The sequence below is a fragment of the Clostridium sp. BIOML-A1 genome (assembly GCF_009874105.1).
Classification (GTDB): domain Bacteria; phylum Bacillota; class Clostridia; order Lachnospirales; family Lachnospiraceae; genus Coprococcus.
Genome location: NZ_WWTL01000012.1, coordinates 21,505 through 38,498, shown reverse-complemented (window position 1 = coordinate 38,498; position 16,994 = coordinate 21,505). Strand labels below are relative to the sequence as shown.

Here is a 16,994-nt window from a genome sequence, read left to right as displayed (position 1 = left end):
AATCATATCAAGGCTAACCGTCTATCGGTGGCACTTTTTATTTATGAACGATAATCACCGTTGATCTTAACGTAATCATAAGTCAGGTCACAGCCCCACGCCTTGGCGGATGCTTCGCCCTGATTCAGATTGACGTTGATATAGATATCATCCTCAGATAATACCTCAGAGGCTTTTTCCTCAGAAAATGGAATACCGGAACCATTTCTGCACACCTCTACGATTCCCTTCTCAGATTCAAGATCTACATCTACTTTATCGATATCGAAATCTGCTTCTGCATATCCGATCGCACAGAGAATACGTCCCCAGTTTGCATCTTCACCAAACATCGCACATTTGGTCAGTGGGGAACGGATAATGCTCTTTGCGACGATGATCGCTGTGTCCTGATCCGGTGCTCCTGATACTGTACATTCCAGCATCTTGCTTGCGCCCTCTCCATCACTTGCGAGCATCATCGTCATACACTCCATAACGATGTACAGTGCTTTCTTGAAAATTGCATAGTCGTCATTTTCTGTTACGATCTCTTCATTTCCTGCAAGTCCATTTGCCATAACACTTAAAGTATCATTTGTCGATGTATCACCATCTATAGACAGACAATTATAGGTTACCTTTACGATCTCACTCAGAGCCTTCTGGATCATATCGGCTGAGATTGCAACATCCGTTGTGATAAAGTTCAGCGTGGTTGCCATATTCGGATGAATCATACCGCTTCCCTTTGCCATTCCACCAAGACGACAGGTCTTGCCACCAAGTGTGAATTCTACTGCAACCTGCTTATCAACTGTATCTGTCGTCATGATCGCATTTGCAGCCTTATCATTGCCATCGGCACTTAAACCGCCAGCAAGCTCTTTCATGTGCTCTTCAAATGGTTCGATCGGAATGATCTGACCAATCACACCGGTCGATGCATTGATGATCATATCTGCATCGATTCCCAGTGCATCTGCTGCCAGCTCGCAGATCCGCTCTGCCTTTTCCACGCCATCCGCATTACAGGTATTTGCATTCTTTGAATTAACGACAACTGCCATGGCTTTGCCGCCTGTTGCCTTCAGATGCTCCTTAGTTACAAGGATTGGCGCACCTTTTACCTTGTTCTGTGTATATACGGCTGCTGCATTACAGACTGTACTGCTGTAAACCATACCCAGATCATTCTTATTCTTATCGGAATTCAGTCCGCAGTTTATACCATTTGCCACAAATCCCTTTGCTGCACAGACACCACCGTCTACATATGTGTATCCTTCGTATGTTTTCTTCTTCATAATCATCCGTAGCCAAATCCTGTCGACTTCCACGTTTCATTCCACTACTGCCGATCAGTGATTCGCCACTGCCTCCTTTTTAAGATATATAAAACTCTGCCTGTATTTCTATTATCTTACTTGCCGATCGCTGCCAGGAACTTATCCAGTCTTCCGATCGTACGATCCTTGCCGATCACGTTCATGATCGTAGCAAGATCCGGTGAATTCTTCTTACCGGTTACTGCCACACGAACGATCGTGCAGACATCTGTGATCGATCCCTTATAAGCATCCGGATTCTTCTTATACTCCTTGACATTCGGACAATAGCCAAGCTTGTCGCCCATTACCTTCATCTCGGCAAACCAGTTCTCTGCATCTAAGAACAGATCCTTCTTATATTCATTGATGATCTCTGCCATCTGATCTGCATTATACTTCTCATCGACCTCGTAGGAAAGCTTCAGTTCATCCTCCGGCACATAGAGATAGCCGAACATCTCTGCCAGATCTGACCACTTGCCAACATCCTTACGGACTTTATTTCCGGACATCTTCCAGAGGCTGATCGTCTTTAAGAAGCTCTCTTTATCATTTGTGCCAAATTCATACAGCTTCTCATCAAATTCTTTTGCCCATGCCATAATCTTCTCATAGCACTTTTCTTCTGAAAATGTGGAGATCATCTCTTTGCTGACATCATTTAACTTCACCATGTCAAATAATGCACCGGATGCCGGCATCTTCGCAAGTGACAATGTAAAATCATCGATCGTCTTATCCGGATTTGCTGCATGCCATTCCTCATAATTGGAATTGGCGATCGTCATCAGATATTCCAGTACACTCTCGGATGGATAGCCCTGCTCCTGATAGAAGCCAACGGCTGCCTCCGGGTCTTTTCTCTTACTAAGCTTTCTCTTATGCTGATGTTCATTTCCATCCTCATCGACGGATATTTCCATCTTCATAATTGGTGAAATATGTGCATACTCAGGAAGTTCAAATCCGCACAGTTCAAATAACTGCTTATGAAGCGGATAGGATGCAAGCCATTCGTCACCACGGATGACCATATTTGTTCTCATAAAATGATCGTCTACTGCATGTGCAAAATGATAGGTTGGGATTCCGTCAGATTTTAACAGTACAACATCCATCATGTTCTCAGGCATCTCGATCTTACCACGGATCGGGTCACTGTAAACAACTGTCTTGCCTGCCTCGCCCGGGCTCTTAAGTCTGACAACATAAGGCTCTCCGGCTGCCAATTTCTCCTCGATCTGCTCGTATGTCAGATTTCTTCCAACTGCATACTCTCCATAATATCCGATATCTACCTTTGCAGCCTCCTGCTTTGCTCTTATCGCATCCAGTTCTTCCGCAGTTGTAAAATCAGGATATGCATATCCCTCCTGCATCAGCTTCTTAACGCAGATCTGATAGATCTCTTTTCTCTCGCTCTGCTTATATGGTGCATATGTGACAGGGCTTCCTTCAAATGGTCCCTCATCAAATCCAAGATCAAACTTGTTTAAGGAATTGATGATCTCCTCCACACCATTTTCAAGCTCTCTCTTTCTGTCTGTATCTTCTATTCTAAGATAGAACACACCACCGCTCTGCTTTGCAAGTTTTCTTGATATCATAGCAGCATATAAACCACCGATATGCATATATCCGGTTGGGCTTGGCGCAAATCTCGTTACCTTCGCACCCTCCGGCAAGTCTCTCTTTGGAAATCTTGCTTCGAGATCGTCTACCGTTCCTGTTATATCCGGGAATATTAATTCTGCTAATTTGTTATAATCCATCTTATCTGCCACCTCTTATATCAAATCTATTTTTCATTTCTTACCGCCTGACAGCACCTAATCGACTGTCAAAACACATATAGTAAAAAATACCACAAACCCCACATTTTGTACAGTTGTTTATTTCCTGTACACCACCGTACACCGTACGCCGTACAGTATGGGTTGACGGATATCTCCGATACGCTTCGTTTTCTATTCGGTTCACGCGCCCATTTGCCTGCAGTCGCCCAAACTCGCCTTTCAGGCTCAAACAATGGGCTTAATGCAGGCAGCTAGCGCAAACCTCATTACGAAAGCCTCGCTATGATCGTTGATATCCGTCAACCCATACTGTCGGCTGGTACCAGCTTGGGAAATTAACTTACGAAAAATTTCTGGCGTGCTTCCTTATACCGGCATTGGCCGGCAATGCTTTTTCTGAACGGAGTACGTCTTGAAGATACTGCTCGAAGTTCGTAGAACTTATATTATATCTACAGTCTCCAAAGCGTAAATAAAATGGAAGACAGTTTTCCATATGATTCGCAAGTCTTGACATCCAACTTGTTACATATAGTAAATACTGTCTTCCATTTTTATTTCATATATTATTATCTGCCAAGCTGAACAATATCTGTAATACAGCACAAGCTACTACTCACAGTTGCTTATTCGCGATAAAGTAAGTAGCTGTACATGTCAGCGTATTCGTGTTTGCCCTGTTTGATGAAATCAATGGCCTCTCTTGGATGCTGGTTCAGCATACCGGTCAGCATGTACGGTACATCATAGCCCCATACAGCATCACCCTTTTCCTTTAACGGAACCATGTAACGCTCAATGAACTTCAGGATATGGTACAGATTGTACTTTGGATTACGAAGGAAGCCAAGCAGCAATTCCATCGCGCAATTTCCTGCACCTCGTCCCATAGAGCTTACCGTTCCATCTAACATGCTTGCTCCATGTCTCATTGCTTCAACAGTATTTGCATATGCCATCTTCATGTTGTCATGTGCATGAATACCAATCTTCTTACCGTATTTCTCTCCAACTGCCACATATTTCTGTGTCAGTCTCTGGATCTGCTCCGGGTATAAAGATCCGTAGCTGTCTACAATGTAGATTCCGTCTACATTTGATTTGCCTAACATCTCAAGAGCGATATCGATCTCTGACTCCTGATCCTTTGAGATCGCCATAATGTTACAGGTCGTCTCATATCCCTTTGCATGTGCATCCTCTATCATCTCGATCGCAGCAGGCATGGTGTTGATGTATGTAGCCACACGTATCATGTCAATAACACTGTCTGCTCTGTCAATAATATCTGTCTTGTAATCGCATCTTCCGACATCCGCCATAACAGATATCTTCATCTCTGTATTATTCTCTCCGACTATACTGCGAATGGCTTCTTCGTCACAAAACTTCCACTTTCCGAACTTTTCTACATCGAACATCTCCTTGGAAGCCTTGTAGCCGAATTCCATATAATCAACACCAGCCTTCAAATTTGCTTCATAAAGTGCTTTTACAAATTCATCTGTAAAATAAAAATCGTTGACAAGTCCTCCATCTCGAATTGTAGCATCAAGCACCTGAATATCAGGTCTGTACGTGATCATATCTCCGCCTATCATCGCTGTTTCCTCCTAAATCTTTTTTATCACCTGATGAGCCGATCAAACTCTCAGGAGTATCCAACGCTCTTTCTATTTATTTTCTCACTTTAACGCGTTGGCGTGAGTATAGTATAACAGCTTTTTAAAATAATGCAAGCACTTTTTTACTTCAACGCAATAAACTAATTCTTCCTTTCAATAACCTTTGACTATTTTATGTCAATTGGGGTTCCATTTTCTGCATCAATTATCAATAATTCATTTGGATACACATCCGAATGATAAGTAATCAGCATATCGTCTAATGACAAAAATACCCATACTGGTTTGAGTGCATATGAACCATCCTTCAGTTTCTCCATATAATACGACAATTCCACATAATTAAAGGTAATATTTCCCGATATTTTTTTATTTGAATAATAATTTTTAATATTGTCATTTGCCACAGTAAGCATATCATCCCATGCTAACAGCTTTGTATCTTCCACCTTCCCAGTTCTTCGATAGTTATCATGGCATACCACACCTATAATTCCATTATCATTTATATTTACTTCATATGTCTGTGTCGTTAATCCTTCTTTTCGTTCCCCGGATTCATTCAAGCTTTCTACAAAATCAAAATATCCTATATATGGAGAATAACCATCAACCGTATCTGCAAAGGTGATATAATAGCCATCATAAACGGTCTTCGGTTCATTCTGCCCCAGAACCAAATCATAACACAACCATTCGGAAGCTGCTGTTTCCACAACCTCTGCATCCGTAATTCCAATACGCTTCAGAAAATCTTCTGCCTGTGCAACCATCTCCTCTTTTCCTAGTGTTGCTACATTCAAATCATTCGTCTGTACTAAATCCTGCTCCACACCCTCCCCATATTGCGTATGAGCAATAGCATATGTCACATTTTCTACCGAAAGCATTTCGGCGTTTAATTCTTCCGCATAGCGTTTCAGCTCAAACCCACCATTTTGCAAAGTAAAATCAAGCAGAAACAGTCTGCCATTGATATATCCAATATAAACATCTACATCATAATTTCCTGCTGCTTCCAGTTCTTTGGCAGATGCCTTTTTCTCTATAATCTCCGCAAACATATCGTTATACATGGAAAGTGCATTTGTATCATTTTGCTGCATTGCTATGTCTATACATTTCTGATAATATGCTTCCATCTCCGCAAGCATATCCTCTGACATACTGCTTCCATCATATACATATATCCCTTTATCCTTCTCAAATATATGTTCTGCAATCTGCTGTTTGTATGCATTATCTACTGTTACTTCTTCATAATATACAGTTTTCATGGAATCTGTTTCCGGCACTATAATATTCTCTGTATTTAATGATATCGTATTGTCTCCGTTTCCGTCAAACGTATAAGACACCACGTTCGGAACAGACAAACTGCCTTTTAATCCACTTTCTTTCTCTCCCAAAGCTGCATCATATATAGCTTTTTTTTCTCCACAGCCACACAGCATAGTACATACCAGTATCACAAGAATGACGCCTGTTCTATATCTCGCTGTCTTATATCTTACTTTTCTCATATTAACCTTCCATCCTCAATATTTAATATCCTGTCACCCATATCTGCAATTTTTTCATCATGTGTAATGACTATCAAAGTCTTCCCGATATCATTCACACTTCGCAGAGTTTCCATAATTTCCACACCAGTCTTTTTGTCTAAAGCCCCGGTCGGCTCATCTGCCAGTATCATATCCCTGTCCGATGCCAGTGCTCTGGCAATTGCACATCTTTGCTGCTGTCCACCTGATATATTGGCAGGAAGTTTTTTTGCCAGATCTGCAATTCCCATCGCTTTCAGTTTTTCCATAACAATTTCTTTTCTCTGTTTTTTGGATAACCCATTTGCAATTAGCGGTATTTCAACATTTTCAAAAACTGTATAATGCTTCATAAGTGCAAATTGCTGAAAGATAAAGCTTACATTTTCTTTTCGGAAATTATGGAGTGCATTCCCTTTTAACTTATGTACCGCTATGTCATTATAATAATATTCCCCAGTCGTTAACGTATCCATCCCACCCAAAATATTTAACAACGTACTTTTACCGGAACCGGAAGTCCCCATAATCGATATGTACTCTCCATCTTTTATATCGAGCGAAATTCCATTTAACGCAGGTGTCTTTACTCCACCTGTCTCATATACCTTTGTAACATTCTTTAATTGAATCATGTCTTATCTCCTATCAGTTCGGACGCCGAATTCTTTTTTATTAACACAATTGGAAACACGGAAGAAACTGCTGTAATAACCGCCCCTGCCAAAATAAGAACAGGCAGCACATTTTTATACATAATCTGATTTAAAATTCTTTGGGATTCATAAATTGCTTCAAAAAAATATTTTGCAATTATTGACAGGACCGGGAGTACCAAAATCAACGAAACAAGCATTTTAAAACATTCCTCGAAAACAATAATCAAAATCATATCTGTTTCGTTAAAGCCATTTGCGTATAAAATTCCATATTCATATTTCCGTGTAAGAATATTCATACTTTGAAAACAGGTAAGTGATACGCAAATAGATATTGCAACAATTACAAACAAGTCAAATAAATACTGCCTTATGGATTTCGTAGACGCATCTGCCGCATCCATTACTGCAGCTATATTTGAAACTACAATTTCCACCCCTTGCTGTCCTGCAAGCAGCGTCAACCTGTATTTCACATCTTGAAACTTATAGCCATCTGCGATTTCAAAATACATATTTTCTCCACATGCATCCGGTTCCCAATCCACAACAGCAATTAGTGCATAATCTAATGATGTAGTCGTATAAAAAGAAAATTTATCCACTGTAACCATTGAATTCACTGGCATGCTTTGATTTTTATCTATATATCCAGCCACCATATATTCAAAATCATCTGAATCCGGCAAAACATCCCCAATCTTCAGGTCTTTTTGATATTTATATCCCACATATAGCGGAACATATCCTTTCTTCATCACCGTATTCACATCTTCAGATCCTTTTTTCAGTCTGATATCGAACAACGAAAACACATCTTTCTGAACAAACAATACTTCCGTATATGAATCTGCATCTCTAAGTTCGTCAAATATTCGTTTGTTCACGGATTGTCTGGTGCTGACAGCATCCCAGTTTTCTTGTGAAATTTCATATTCAGAAATAGAACCTGCCATTGCAATATAAGCCTGTGTGCGCATTCTGTTTATAAAGTCCATTGCCTTTTTTTCATCATCCGAACTGATTTCGATACATCCAACACCAGAGATATCCTCTGCAAAAGCCTTTTGCGTATCCTTTCGAAACTGACCAGTCGTTTTAAAAATAAAGACTGTTACGCCTAGGACAAGAAATGCAAAAAAGCTCATAAAAATTCCAGCTCGCACCTGTTTCCCATGCAGGGAAATATTATCAATTGTAAATTTTATTCTATGACGAAATTTCATTTTCTCCCCCTTATATTTTTGTCACCTGTATGGACTTCATCTTATTTATAAATAAGCAGACAGACAAGATACAAACTGCCAATGTCAGAACAAATCCGCATACCAGAATCAAAATCAGCCATGCTACCATATGCTCCGATGCCCGCCATCCATCTATTATGCTGATATAGGAAGTGGAAATTACTGCTGCCAGAAGCAATCCAATACCAGCTACCATAGATAATTCCTGAAAAACAAGCCAAATAATTTTACAATTACTGATGCCATACAGACGCATCACTAAAAAATCTTTTTGGCGACGCATCGTCCATACGCGTGCCAACATAACGCAATTAATAATTCCAAACAGTCCCATTATGCATACAACCATTGATTTTATGTTATATAAATAATCCCAGAAATTTCTAGACAAACCACCCTCTTGTCTTGCTAACTGACGTTTCAATAAATATCCCGGTTCACCCAGATACAAATTATCATTCTGTTTTAACATATCCTCGAATGTCTCACTGGATACCGGCTTCACATTGGAACCTATTGCTATCTGAACCTCGTCATCATTCATGATATTTCCTAATTCTTTCTGGAAAAATTTTGAATTCTGGTAGACTGTCCGTCCCCCGAATAACACGATAGAATCATCTTCTTCTGAAGCATTATAATTTTCAAAAACGCCGACAACCGGAATGTACATATCTCCAATCCAAATATATGACGTTCCATTCATTGTAACTGTTTCTGATTTCAAGCTTTCACCAAGCACAGCACATAATGTACTGTTGTCACCTGTCAAAGGATACTGTCCCTCTGCCAGATCACGATACCATGTTTCCTGATATGAAAAAATCACATCTAAGAAAACAATTTTTCTGCTCTCTCCAACCTTTAACCCCAAATCAGAAAGATACGTTGTAACCACTTGATTCGAAAGAATATCGACCATGCTGTCATTATCTTTTTTACATAACTTCAGACACTCAGCCTGCTGTTCAACATCCATTTCCACATATCCCTGTTCGTCCAACAGTTCCGTATCCATATATGCTGCGTTATAAGAATTTTTAGAATGTATGTACAAATTTTTTGTATACTCATAGGACACAGTCTGCTTTTTGTACTGCCATAACCAATTCGATACAGTGACATAACCTGTACATACCAATATAAATAGAAAAGTAAAGCCAATAATAAACAAGATAGATATCTCTTTATCCCTGATACGCATAATATCCCCTCTTATCCTAAGTACAATACAGCCTGCCCGCGGTTACAGACTGTGTTACATTGCAAAAACGATATTACTAGTTACCCAATAGTGTAAAAGATGCCTGCTTGGAACCTTCAATATAATAGCTCACTGTTGCACTTGTATTACTTGTACTAATGCTTTTGGAATTGCTTGCTGATCGTTTTCCATCATATACTTTTGAATCGCATGAAGTACCAGTAAAGTCAGATTTCATCTTCACGCCATTAAATGGACCACTCTTTGTGGTATGTCCATAATTTTCTCCTCCAATTGCGGCATAAGAACTTATCTTATCCTTGGAAACGCGATATAAATAACTTGCATTTCCTGTTACCTTTATACCACTCTTAGTATATGACAATGACGGAACATTACCCACATAAGACTTCGCAAATGACACTGTGCTGAACATCATACACGTAATGCACCCCATAACACAAAGAATTCGTTTTGTTTTTAATAAGCTTCTTTTTCTTAACATATAATATACCTCCATCTTTCTATTATCTGCAGACAACCATATTATAGCAATTTACGCGAAAAATAAAAGCAATTCAACAAAACTTGACATATAACAACTAAAACCCCCATTAAAAACTATAATTCGACAAAATGCGATTAAATAATTTCCCTATTTCTTTTATACTTCCTGATCTACGCCCGCTTCAGGCTTCCAACCCGAAGTTCGAATTCATCCAGTGCCTCCTGCTCCGGATGCTCACATTTCAAATGGACAAAGTCGATCAATCTGGTGTGCGGCTCATACTCGTATTTGTAATCAATGTCGGACAGATCAAGTCCCAGTCTGAGCCACAAGTGATTCATATGCTCCTTCGTGACAGCATTTTCATACAGAATCTTGATCGGCGTCATCAGACTGTAGCTGTACGCTGTCTTTGCATCCAGATAGACGGGCATGCTGCACACGATATTCCGGGAGCTGTTTCCAATCAGGATATTATAGATTCCTTCCTCTGCCACCCACTGATGCAGGTCACTGTCAAATGAAGCAAAGTCCTCTTTTTTCAGAGTAAAGCTGACCTTCTCCTGTTCGCCATATGCCAACCGGATCTTCTTAAACGCTTTCAATTCCTTTACAGGCTTTGAGATGGATGCATACGGATCACTGATATAGAGCTGAACGACTTCCATACCCTCAGAGAATTCTTCCGGTCCCTGATTGATCACATCCACAGCGATCTTAATCGAATCCGTAAATACCGGCATTTTCTTATTATCTACTTTGCCATCCGGGTAAATGATCTCTACCGGAGACTGCTCTCCGATCGCACGCTCATTTGCGATCTCAAATCTGCTGTAAGAAAGTCCATGTCCAAATGGATATAACGGCTCGACCATCTTCTTATCATAATAACGGTATCCGACATAGATACCTTCCCCATAATTTACCTGATATCCGTCACCCGGGAAATTCAGATAGGTCGGCGTATCCTGATATTTCTTTGGGAATGTCAGCGGCAGTTTTCCGGATGGATTCACCCTGCCGGTTAAGATATCTGCCATTGCATGTCCACCTTCCATACCCGGTAAGAACATACAGAAGATACCATCTAACTCATGCTCCCAAAGTGCCAGATCGACCGGCCCACTTACATTTAAGATAAGTCCCAGCTTCACAAGCGGATTTTCCCGTTTCAGATCTAACATCTGATTCAATATCTGTGCATCCTCGGCGGACAGCTTCATATCCTTCCGGTCATTTCCTTCCATGCCCGGTATTCTGGCAACGCAGATATAGGTGGAAATGCCTGCACGCTTCCCTGCTGCCGGTATTCCGATACTCACCTCGACACCATTCTGGATCAGCCCCTCGTAGATGCTACTGTCCTTATCTGTCGTAATACCTGCACTTCCGGTACCACAGTCATATAAACGGATAGCTCCGCTTCCGCAAAGAACGACACCCGATAAAAGATCATCTTCTACAGCTGTCTCAAATACCGAATCACTTCCTGCCTTGCTCTTTGCCTGAATCGGAAAGATGTCATTCTCATTTTTCAACATAACAATGCCCTCGCAAGCCGTCTTATAGGCTGCCTGCTTCGACATATCCATGATATACTGCGCTGACATATCATAGCACTCCGGTGCAGCGTAAGTCTCTGCCAGTTCCAGTATTCTCGCCACATTCTGATCCAGTTCTTCTTCGGTCAGTTCCCCATTTGCAACTGCTTCCATAACTACTGTAGGATCAGCTGTAACTCCCGGCATATTCAGGTCATTTCCTGCTTTTAATGCTGCGATCGGATCGTAGACTGCGCCCCAATCTGACACAACCATTCCGTCAAAGCCCCAGTACTTACGCAGGATATCATCTAACAGCCATTTATTCTGTGTACATGCCGTACCATTAATCTTATTATATGCTGACATTACAGTTGCCGGCTTTCCCTGCTCTACACAGGCACGGAAGCCCGGAAAATAAATCTCCTGCAACGCCCGTTCCGATATCGTCTCATTGATCCCCTGACGGTTCTTTTCCTGATTATTTGCAGCAAAATGCTTGATATTTGCTGCTACTCCTTCCTCCTGCACACCCTTTACATACTCCGGTGCAAGCTTCGACACCAGACACGGATCTTCTGAGAAACCTTCAAATAATCTTCCACTCAATGGATCTCTGTGGATATTGATATTCGGTGTTCCAAGAAGCATATGCACGCCATACGCCCGTGCTTCCCGTCCAAGTGCATGTCCTGTCATATTCACGATATCCGGGTTAAATGTAGCCCCAAGCATCATCCCACATGGAAAACATGCAGGCGACATAATGTCTGCCGCAGCATCCCCTGCCATCTCTACAAATGCCAGTGTTGTCTCATTATTTGTTGTATTCTTTACAAACTGATCCTTGAAATGATCCCGAACCTTCTTCCAGACCTTCATTTCCTTTTCTGTCAGCTTATCAGGACGGAAATAATCAAATATCACATGACGTTCTTCTGTAGCACTGAAGTCTTTCATCAGCCATGCTTCTTCCTCATCCCTCGGATTCTGTCTCCATGCAAGGATCAGATCACCGATCAGCTGTTCATAATTAATTCCCGTTCCACCATCCAGCATACGGATCGCCGGTACACCACACTCAGGAACTGCTGCAGTACTGAAGTTACTTGCACCGCATACCATAGTGGCTTTTTCTTCTATTGTCATTTGTTCCAGTATGTTTTTGATCTTATCTGTCATGTCTCAATCTCCTGCTATTTGAAGCTATTTTTATCTGAAAACAGCTTACAGATTCTATCTAATAAATTCCGCTTCTTATAAAAGTACCCGCTTTACCGCAGTCTCCCAACCGGAAAGCCGCATCCGGCGCATCTCCTCATCGATCTCCGATGTAAATGCCCGCTCTACGCTCCAATTGCTCTTTATCTCTTCTATATCATCATAATATCCAACTGCCAGTCCTGCCAGATAAGCCGCACCAAGCGCTGTCGTCTCTGTCACAACCGGACGGATGATCTCGCCGGACAACAGATCTGCCTGAAACTGCATCAGAAAGTTATTTGCACTTGCACCACCATCTACACGTAACTGCTTCAGGCTGATACCGGAATCACTCTCCATCGCTTTTAATACATCGTAAGTCTCATATGCCAGTGATTCTACAGTTGCCCGGACGATGTGCTCTCTTGTCGTTCCTCTGGTCAGCCCCAGGATCGCACCTCTGGCATAAGCATCCCAGTACGGTGCACCAAGTCCGGTAAATGCCGGAACTACATAGACACCATTGCTGTCCTTAACGGATAACGCTATTCTCTCGGTATCACCGGCTTTCTCGATCAGCTTCATCTCATCACGCAGCCATTTGATCGCGGCTCCTGCAACAAACACACTGCCCTCCAGCGCATACTGTACTTTGCCGTTTAGTCCGATCGCTATCGTGGTAAGCAGCCCATGTTCTGAATAAACAGCCCTGTCTCCCGTATTCATCAGCAGGAAACAGCCGGTTCCATAGGTATTCTTCGTATCTCCCGGTTCGAAACAGCACTGTCCGAATAATGCCGCCTGCTGATCTCCGGCAACGCCTGCAACCGGAATCGAACCACCGAATAACCGCTCGTCTGTATAGCCATAGATCTCACTGGAATTATGTACCTCCGGCAGCATACTCTCCGGTATACGGAATTTCTCAAGTAATTCCTTATCCCATTCCAGTGTGTGGATATTAAACAACATCGTTCTGGATGCATTTGTATAATCTGTTGCGTGAACCTTGCCTCCGGTCAGCTTATAGATCAGCCATGTATCAACCGTTCCAAAATATAACTTTCCATCCTCTGCAAGTTTTCTCGCTCCCTCTACATGATCGAGAATCCACTCAATCTTTGTAGCTGAAAAATAAGGATCAGCGATCAATCCTGTCTTCTCGCGGATCACTGTATCATAGCCCTCTGCTTTTAATGCCTCGATCCGGTCTGCCGTTCTTCTGCACTGCCACACGATTGCCGGATATATCGGTTCTCCTGTTTCTTTATTCCAGACGATCGTTGTCTCTCTCTGATTCGTAATTCCGATCGCAGCAATCTCCTCAACAGGAATTCCCAGTGTCTCTCTGGCTTCCATCATCACGCTCATCTGTGACGCCCAGATCTCCTTCGGATCCTGCTCTACCCAGCCATTTTCAGGAAAATACTGTGTAAACTCCTTCTGTGATACAGCCGCCATCTCTCCATTTTTTCCGAATAAAATCGCCCTTGAACTTGTCGTACCCTGATCAAGTGCCATAATGTATTTCTTCATACCCATTTCTCCATTATATATTTTCTGATTCGCCCATTCGTTACTTTATATCGTTCTCTTATCTACTTTGCCGCATAACACTTCAGCCTTTATTTCAAATAATCATCTCTCAGTATCCGGTTCACACGTTCTACTTCTTCCCGAAGCCCACGGGAGGACATTCGAAGTGCACCCTGCCCCATGATGATCAACTGTTCCAATCCATCTGAGGATGCAACCGTCACTTTATACTTTCTGCCAAGCTCATGTGTCGTCTTTTCTATATACATATCGGCAGTCTCTGCTTCTTTCGTATAGACCACATGGATATTTCCATGCTTTGTAATGCTGCCCGGATTCTGCTTCACCTTATAAGCATCAAATACGAGGATCAGCTCACAGCCGACATACCCCTGATAATTCGACATAATATCAATCAGCTTATCTCTGGCACTGTCGATGTTCACCGCTGCCAGCGCTTTCAGGTCATCCCATGCAAATATCACGTTATACCCATCAACTAACAGATATTCTTTCTCGCCCTTTTGCTTCCTGTATGCTCCGGGTCTGGCAATTCCGGTATCCGCCGTCTTTAATCCGACAGCCGGTGTCTGCGCACCGGTGGTCTTGCTCTTACCATGTTCTGCCGCCTTTTTCACATACCAGTCCGCTTCCGACACACTCTTATTATACCGATTAAAACCGGCTTTATTATAAGCTGCATTTTCCCGGCTGTTTGAACCATAGGTACGGACAAATATATCCTCTAACTCTTTCTCATCATACACCGGAGCACCTACGCCCTGCCGCTCACGCGCCATCCGTTTTCGGTTATCCTCGTCTGCCTCAGTAGGCTCTGACGTTATATTTCGCAGGACATCTTCCATTCCCGCAAGTGCAAATCCCGGATCTTCTTTTACATGCATCATATCATACACATCGTACCAGTCCACGATATATCCGGCTCCATGTGCACAGAATACCGATGATGCCGGATTTGCCATATCAAGCTCCGGATCATAGGTACTTGCCGCCAGCACTTCATCTTCATTGTGGCATGGCTCATATCCCTGCAGGGTACAGGATAACTTACCCTGTCCTCTGGTATATGCCGTCACATCCTGCTGGTACTCCTGCATCGTAGCAACCGGTGCAGTTCCTGTCAGGATACTCATTTCACCCTCGATCTCCGGCTGTGCAAATCGTCCATGCATCCGCGTGATATCGTTCATCGCCCGCCCGGTCATCTCTGTAGGGATCTCCAGCCGGAATGCATACACGGGTTCTAACAGTCTGCATTCCCCCATCATAAGCCCCTGCCTTACTGCACGATATGTTGCCTGACGGAAATCACCGCCCTCTGTGTGCTTCTGATGTGCCCGTCCTGCGGTCACTGTAATCTTCATATCTGTGATCGGTGCGCCTGTCAGCACGCCGCGGTATTCTTTTTCTTCCAGATGTGTCAGGATCAATCTCTGCCAGTTCTTATCGAGTACATCCTCGCTACATATCGTATCAAACTGCATTCCACTTCCCAGCTCCAATGGTTCCATCAGCAAATGCACTTCGGCATAATGGCGAAGCGGTTCAAAATGGCCGACCCCCATTACCGGTTCTGCAAGTGTCTCTTTATATATGATCCTTCCCATACCAAATGATATGAGATAGCCAAATCTGTCTTTTATGATCTGTGTCAGCACCTGAAGCTGCACCTGTCCCATAACCTTGACAAAGATCTCTCGGGTCTCCTGTGCAAACTCCACATGTAACTCCGGTTCTTCTTCCTCCAACTGCCTGATATTCCGGAGTACGACAACTGCATCCTTGTCCTCCGGATAGCTGACTTTATAGGATAACACAGGTTCCAGTCCTGCGAATACATTTTCCTGTTCACATCCAACGCCCTGACCTGCGGATGTCTCACCAAGCCCGGTGACCGCACATACCGTTCCGGCAGGAACCTCCTCTACCGTCTCATAACGCGCACCGGAATAAATCCGTATCTGGTTGACTTTTCCTTCGGTTCCCTCGATCTGCTCTCTGCACTTTAAGCTTCCTCCGGTCACCTTCATATAGGTAAGACGTTCCCCTTTTGCATCTCTCGATATCTTGAAGATCCGTCCGCCAAATTCTGCATTATATGCAGGCATCACCATATAGATATTCATCGCATCCAATAATTCCTGCACACCGGAGAGTTTGAGTGCCGATCCCCAGAAACACGGAAATATCTTTCTGTCAAGAATTGCTTCGATGATATCCTCTGTCTCAACCATACCACTATCCAGATAGGTATCTAACAGTCTCTCGTCTGCCATCGCGATCTGTTCATCTCTGTCCCCGGATGAGAAATCAACGCAATCCCCATCCAGCTTTTTTCGTATATTTTGGAAAACAGCATCTTTATCTGACCCATCCATATCCATCTTATTTACAAATATAAATGTCGGGATCTCGTACCGCTTCAACAGCTTCCATAATGTATCAGTATGACTCTGTACCCCATCCATGCCATTAATGACAAGAATCGCATAGTCAAGCACCTGTAAGGTTCGTTCCATTTCCGCTGAGAAATCAACATGCCCCGGCGTATCAAGCAGCGTAATCTCCATGTCATCATATGTAAATACCGCCTGCTTGGAAAATATCGTGATCCCACGCTCCCGCTCCTGTGCATCCGTATCCAGGTAAGCATCCTTATGATCCACCCGTCCAAGCTTACGGATCTTGCCTGCCGTATATAACATGGCTTCCGATAATGTAGTTTTTCCCGAATCAACATGGGCAAGAATACCCACCACCAACTTTTTCATATCTGTATTTACCCTGTTTCTGTCCATCA

The 16,994-nt window shown here is 42.6% G+C and carries 11 protein-coding genes; all 11 read right to left on the bottom strand.

The window, feature by feature from the left end; all coding sequences use genetic code 11:
- Positions 1 to 41 precede the first annotated feature (41 nt).
- Entirely contained in the window at positions 42 to 1,286 is a 1,245-nt protein-coding gene (gene argJ / locus GT641_RS10110) for a bifunctional glutamate N-acetyltransferase/amino-acid acetyltransferase ArgJ (protein ID WP_044944736.1), read from the bottom strand.
- Positions 1,287 to 1,402: 116 nt separating this feature from the next.
- Positions 1,403 to 3,082 (bottom strand): glutamate--tRNA ligase, encoded by a 1,680-nt coding sequence (gene gltX / locus GT641_RS10105; protein WP_044944570.1) that lies wholly within the window; start codon positions 3,080 to 3,082, stop codon positions 1,403 to 1,405.
- A gap of 650 nt (positions 3,083 to 3,732) precedes the next feature.
- A complete protein-coding gene (locus GT641_RS10100; RefSeq protein WP_008400103.1) occupies positions 3,733 to 4,707 on the bottom strand; it encodes an aldolase catalytic domain-containing protein in 975 nt (324 codons plus the stop codon).
- A 191-nt stretch (positions 4,708 to 4,898) separates the two neighbouring features.
- A complete protein-coding gene (locus tag GT641_RS10095; RefSeq protein ID WP_119962800.1) occupies positions 4,899 to 6,254 on the bottom strand; it encodes a hypothetical protein in 1,356 nt (451 codons plus the stop codon).
- Complete coding sequence (locus GT641_RS10090) at positions 6,251 to 6,910, bottom strand: ABC transporter ATP-binding protein (RefSeq protein ID WP_119962801.1); 660 nt, start codon at positions 6,908 to 6,910, stop codon at positions 6,251 to 6,253. Before GT641_RS10090 ends, GT641_RS10095 begins: the two co-directional genes overlap by 4 nt.
- Positions 6,907 to 8,160 (bottom strand): FtsX-like permease family protein, encoded by a 1,254-nt coding sequence (locus GT641_RS10085; RefSeq protein WP_119962802.1) that lies wholly within the window; start codon positions 8,158 to 8,160, stop codon positions 6,907 to 6,909. Before GT641_RS10085 ends, GT641_RS10090 begins: the two co-directional genes overlap by 4 nt.
- Positions 8,161 to 8,170: 10 nt before the next feature.
- Complete coding sequence (locus tag GT641_RS10080) at positions 8,171 to 9,199, bottom strand: ABC transporter permease (protein ID WP_161117440.1); 1,029 nt, start codon at positions 9,197 to 9,199, stop codon at positions 8,171 to 8,173.
- A gap of 262 nt (positions 9,200 to 9,461) precedes the next feature.
- Complete coding sequence (locus GT641_RS10075) at positions 9,462 to 9,890, bottom strand: hypothetical protein (RefSeq protein ID WP_119962804.1); 429 nt, start codon at positions 9,888 to 9,890, stop codon at positions 9,462 to 9,464.
- A 173-nt stretch (positions 9,891 to 10,063) separates the two neighbouring features.
- Positions 10,064 to 12,616: a glycoside hydrolase family 3 N-terminal domain-containing protein gene (locus GT641_RS10070; RefSeq protein ID WP_161117439.1), complete on the bottom strand. Its 2,553-nt coding sequence runs from the start codon at positions 12,614 to 12,616 to the stop codon at positions 10,064 to 10,066.
- 75 nt (positions 12,617 to 12,691) lie between these two features.
- The gene (glpK, locus tag GT641_RS10065; protein WP_044944574.1) at positions 12,692 to 14,173 is read right to left on the bottom strand and encodes a glycerol kinase GlpK; all 1,482 of its coding nucleotides are present in this window, start codon (positions 14,171 to 14,173) and stop codon (positions 12,692 to 12,694) included.
- Between the two features lie 89 nt (positions 14,174 to 14,262).
- A complete protein-coding gene (locus GT641_RS10060) occupies positions 14,263 to 16,965 on the bottom strand; it encodes a TetM/TetW/TetO/TetS family tetracycline resistance ribosomal protection protein (protein WP_243143740.1) in 2,703 nt (900 codons plus the stop codon).
- Between the last annotated feature and the right edge of the window lie 29 nt (positions 16,966 to 16,994).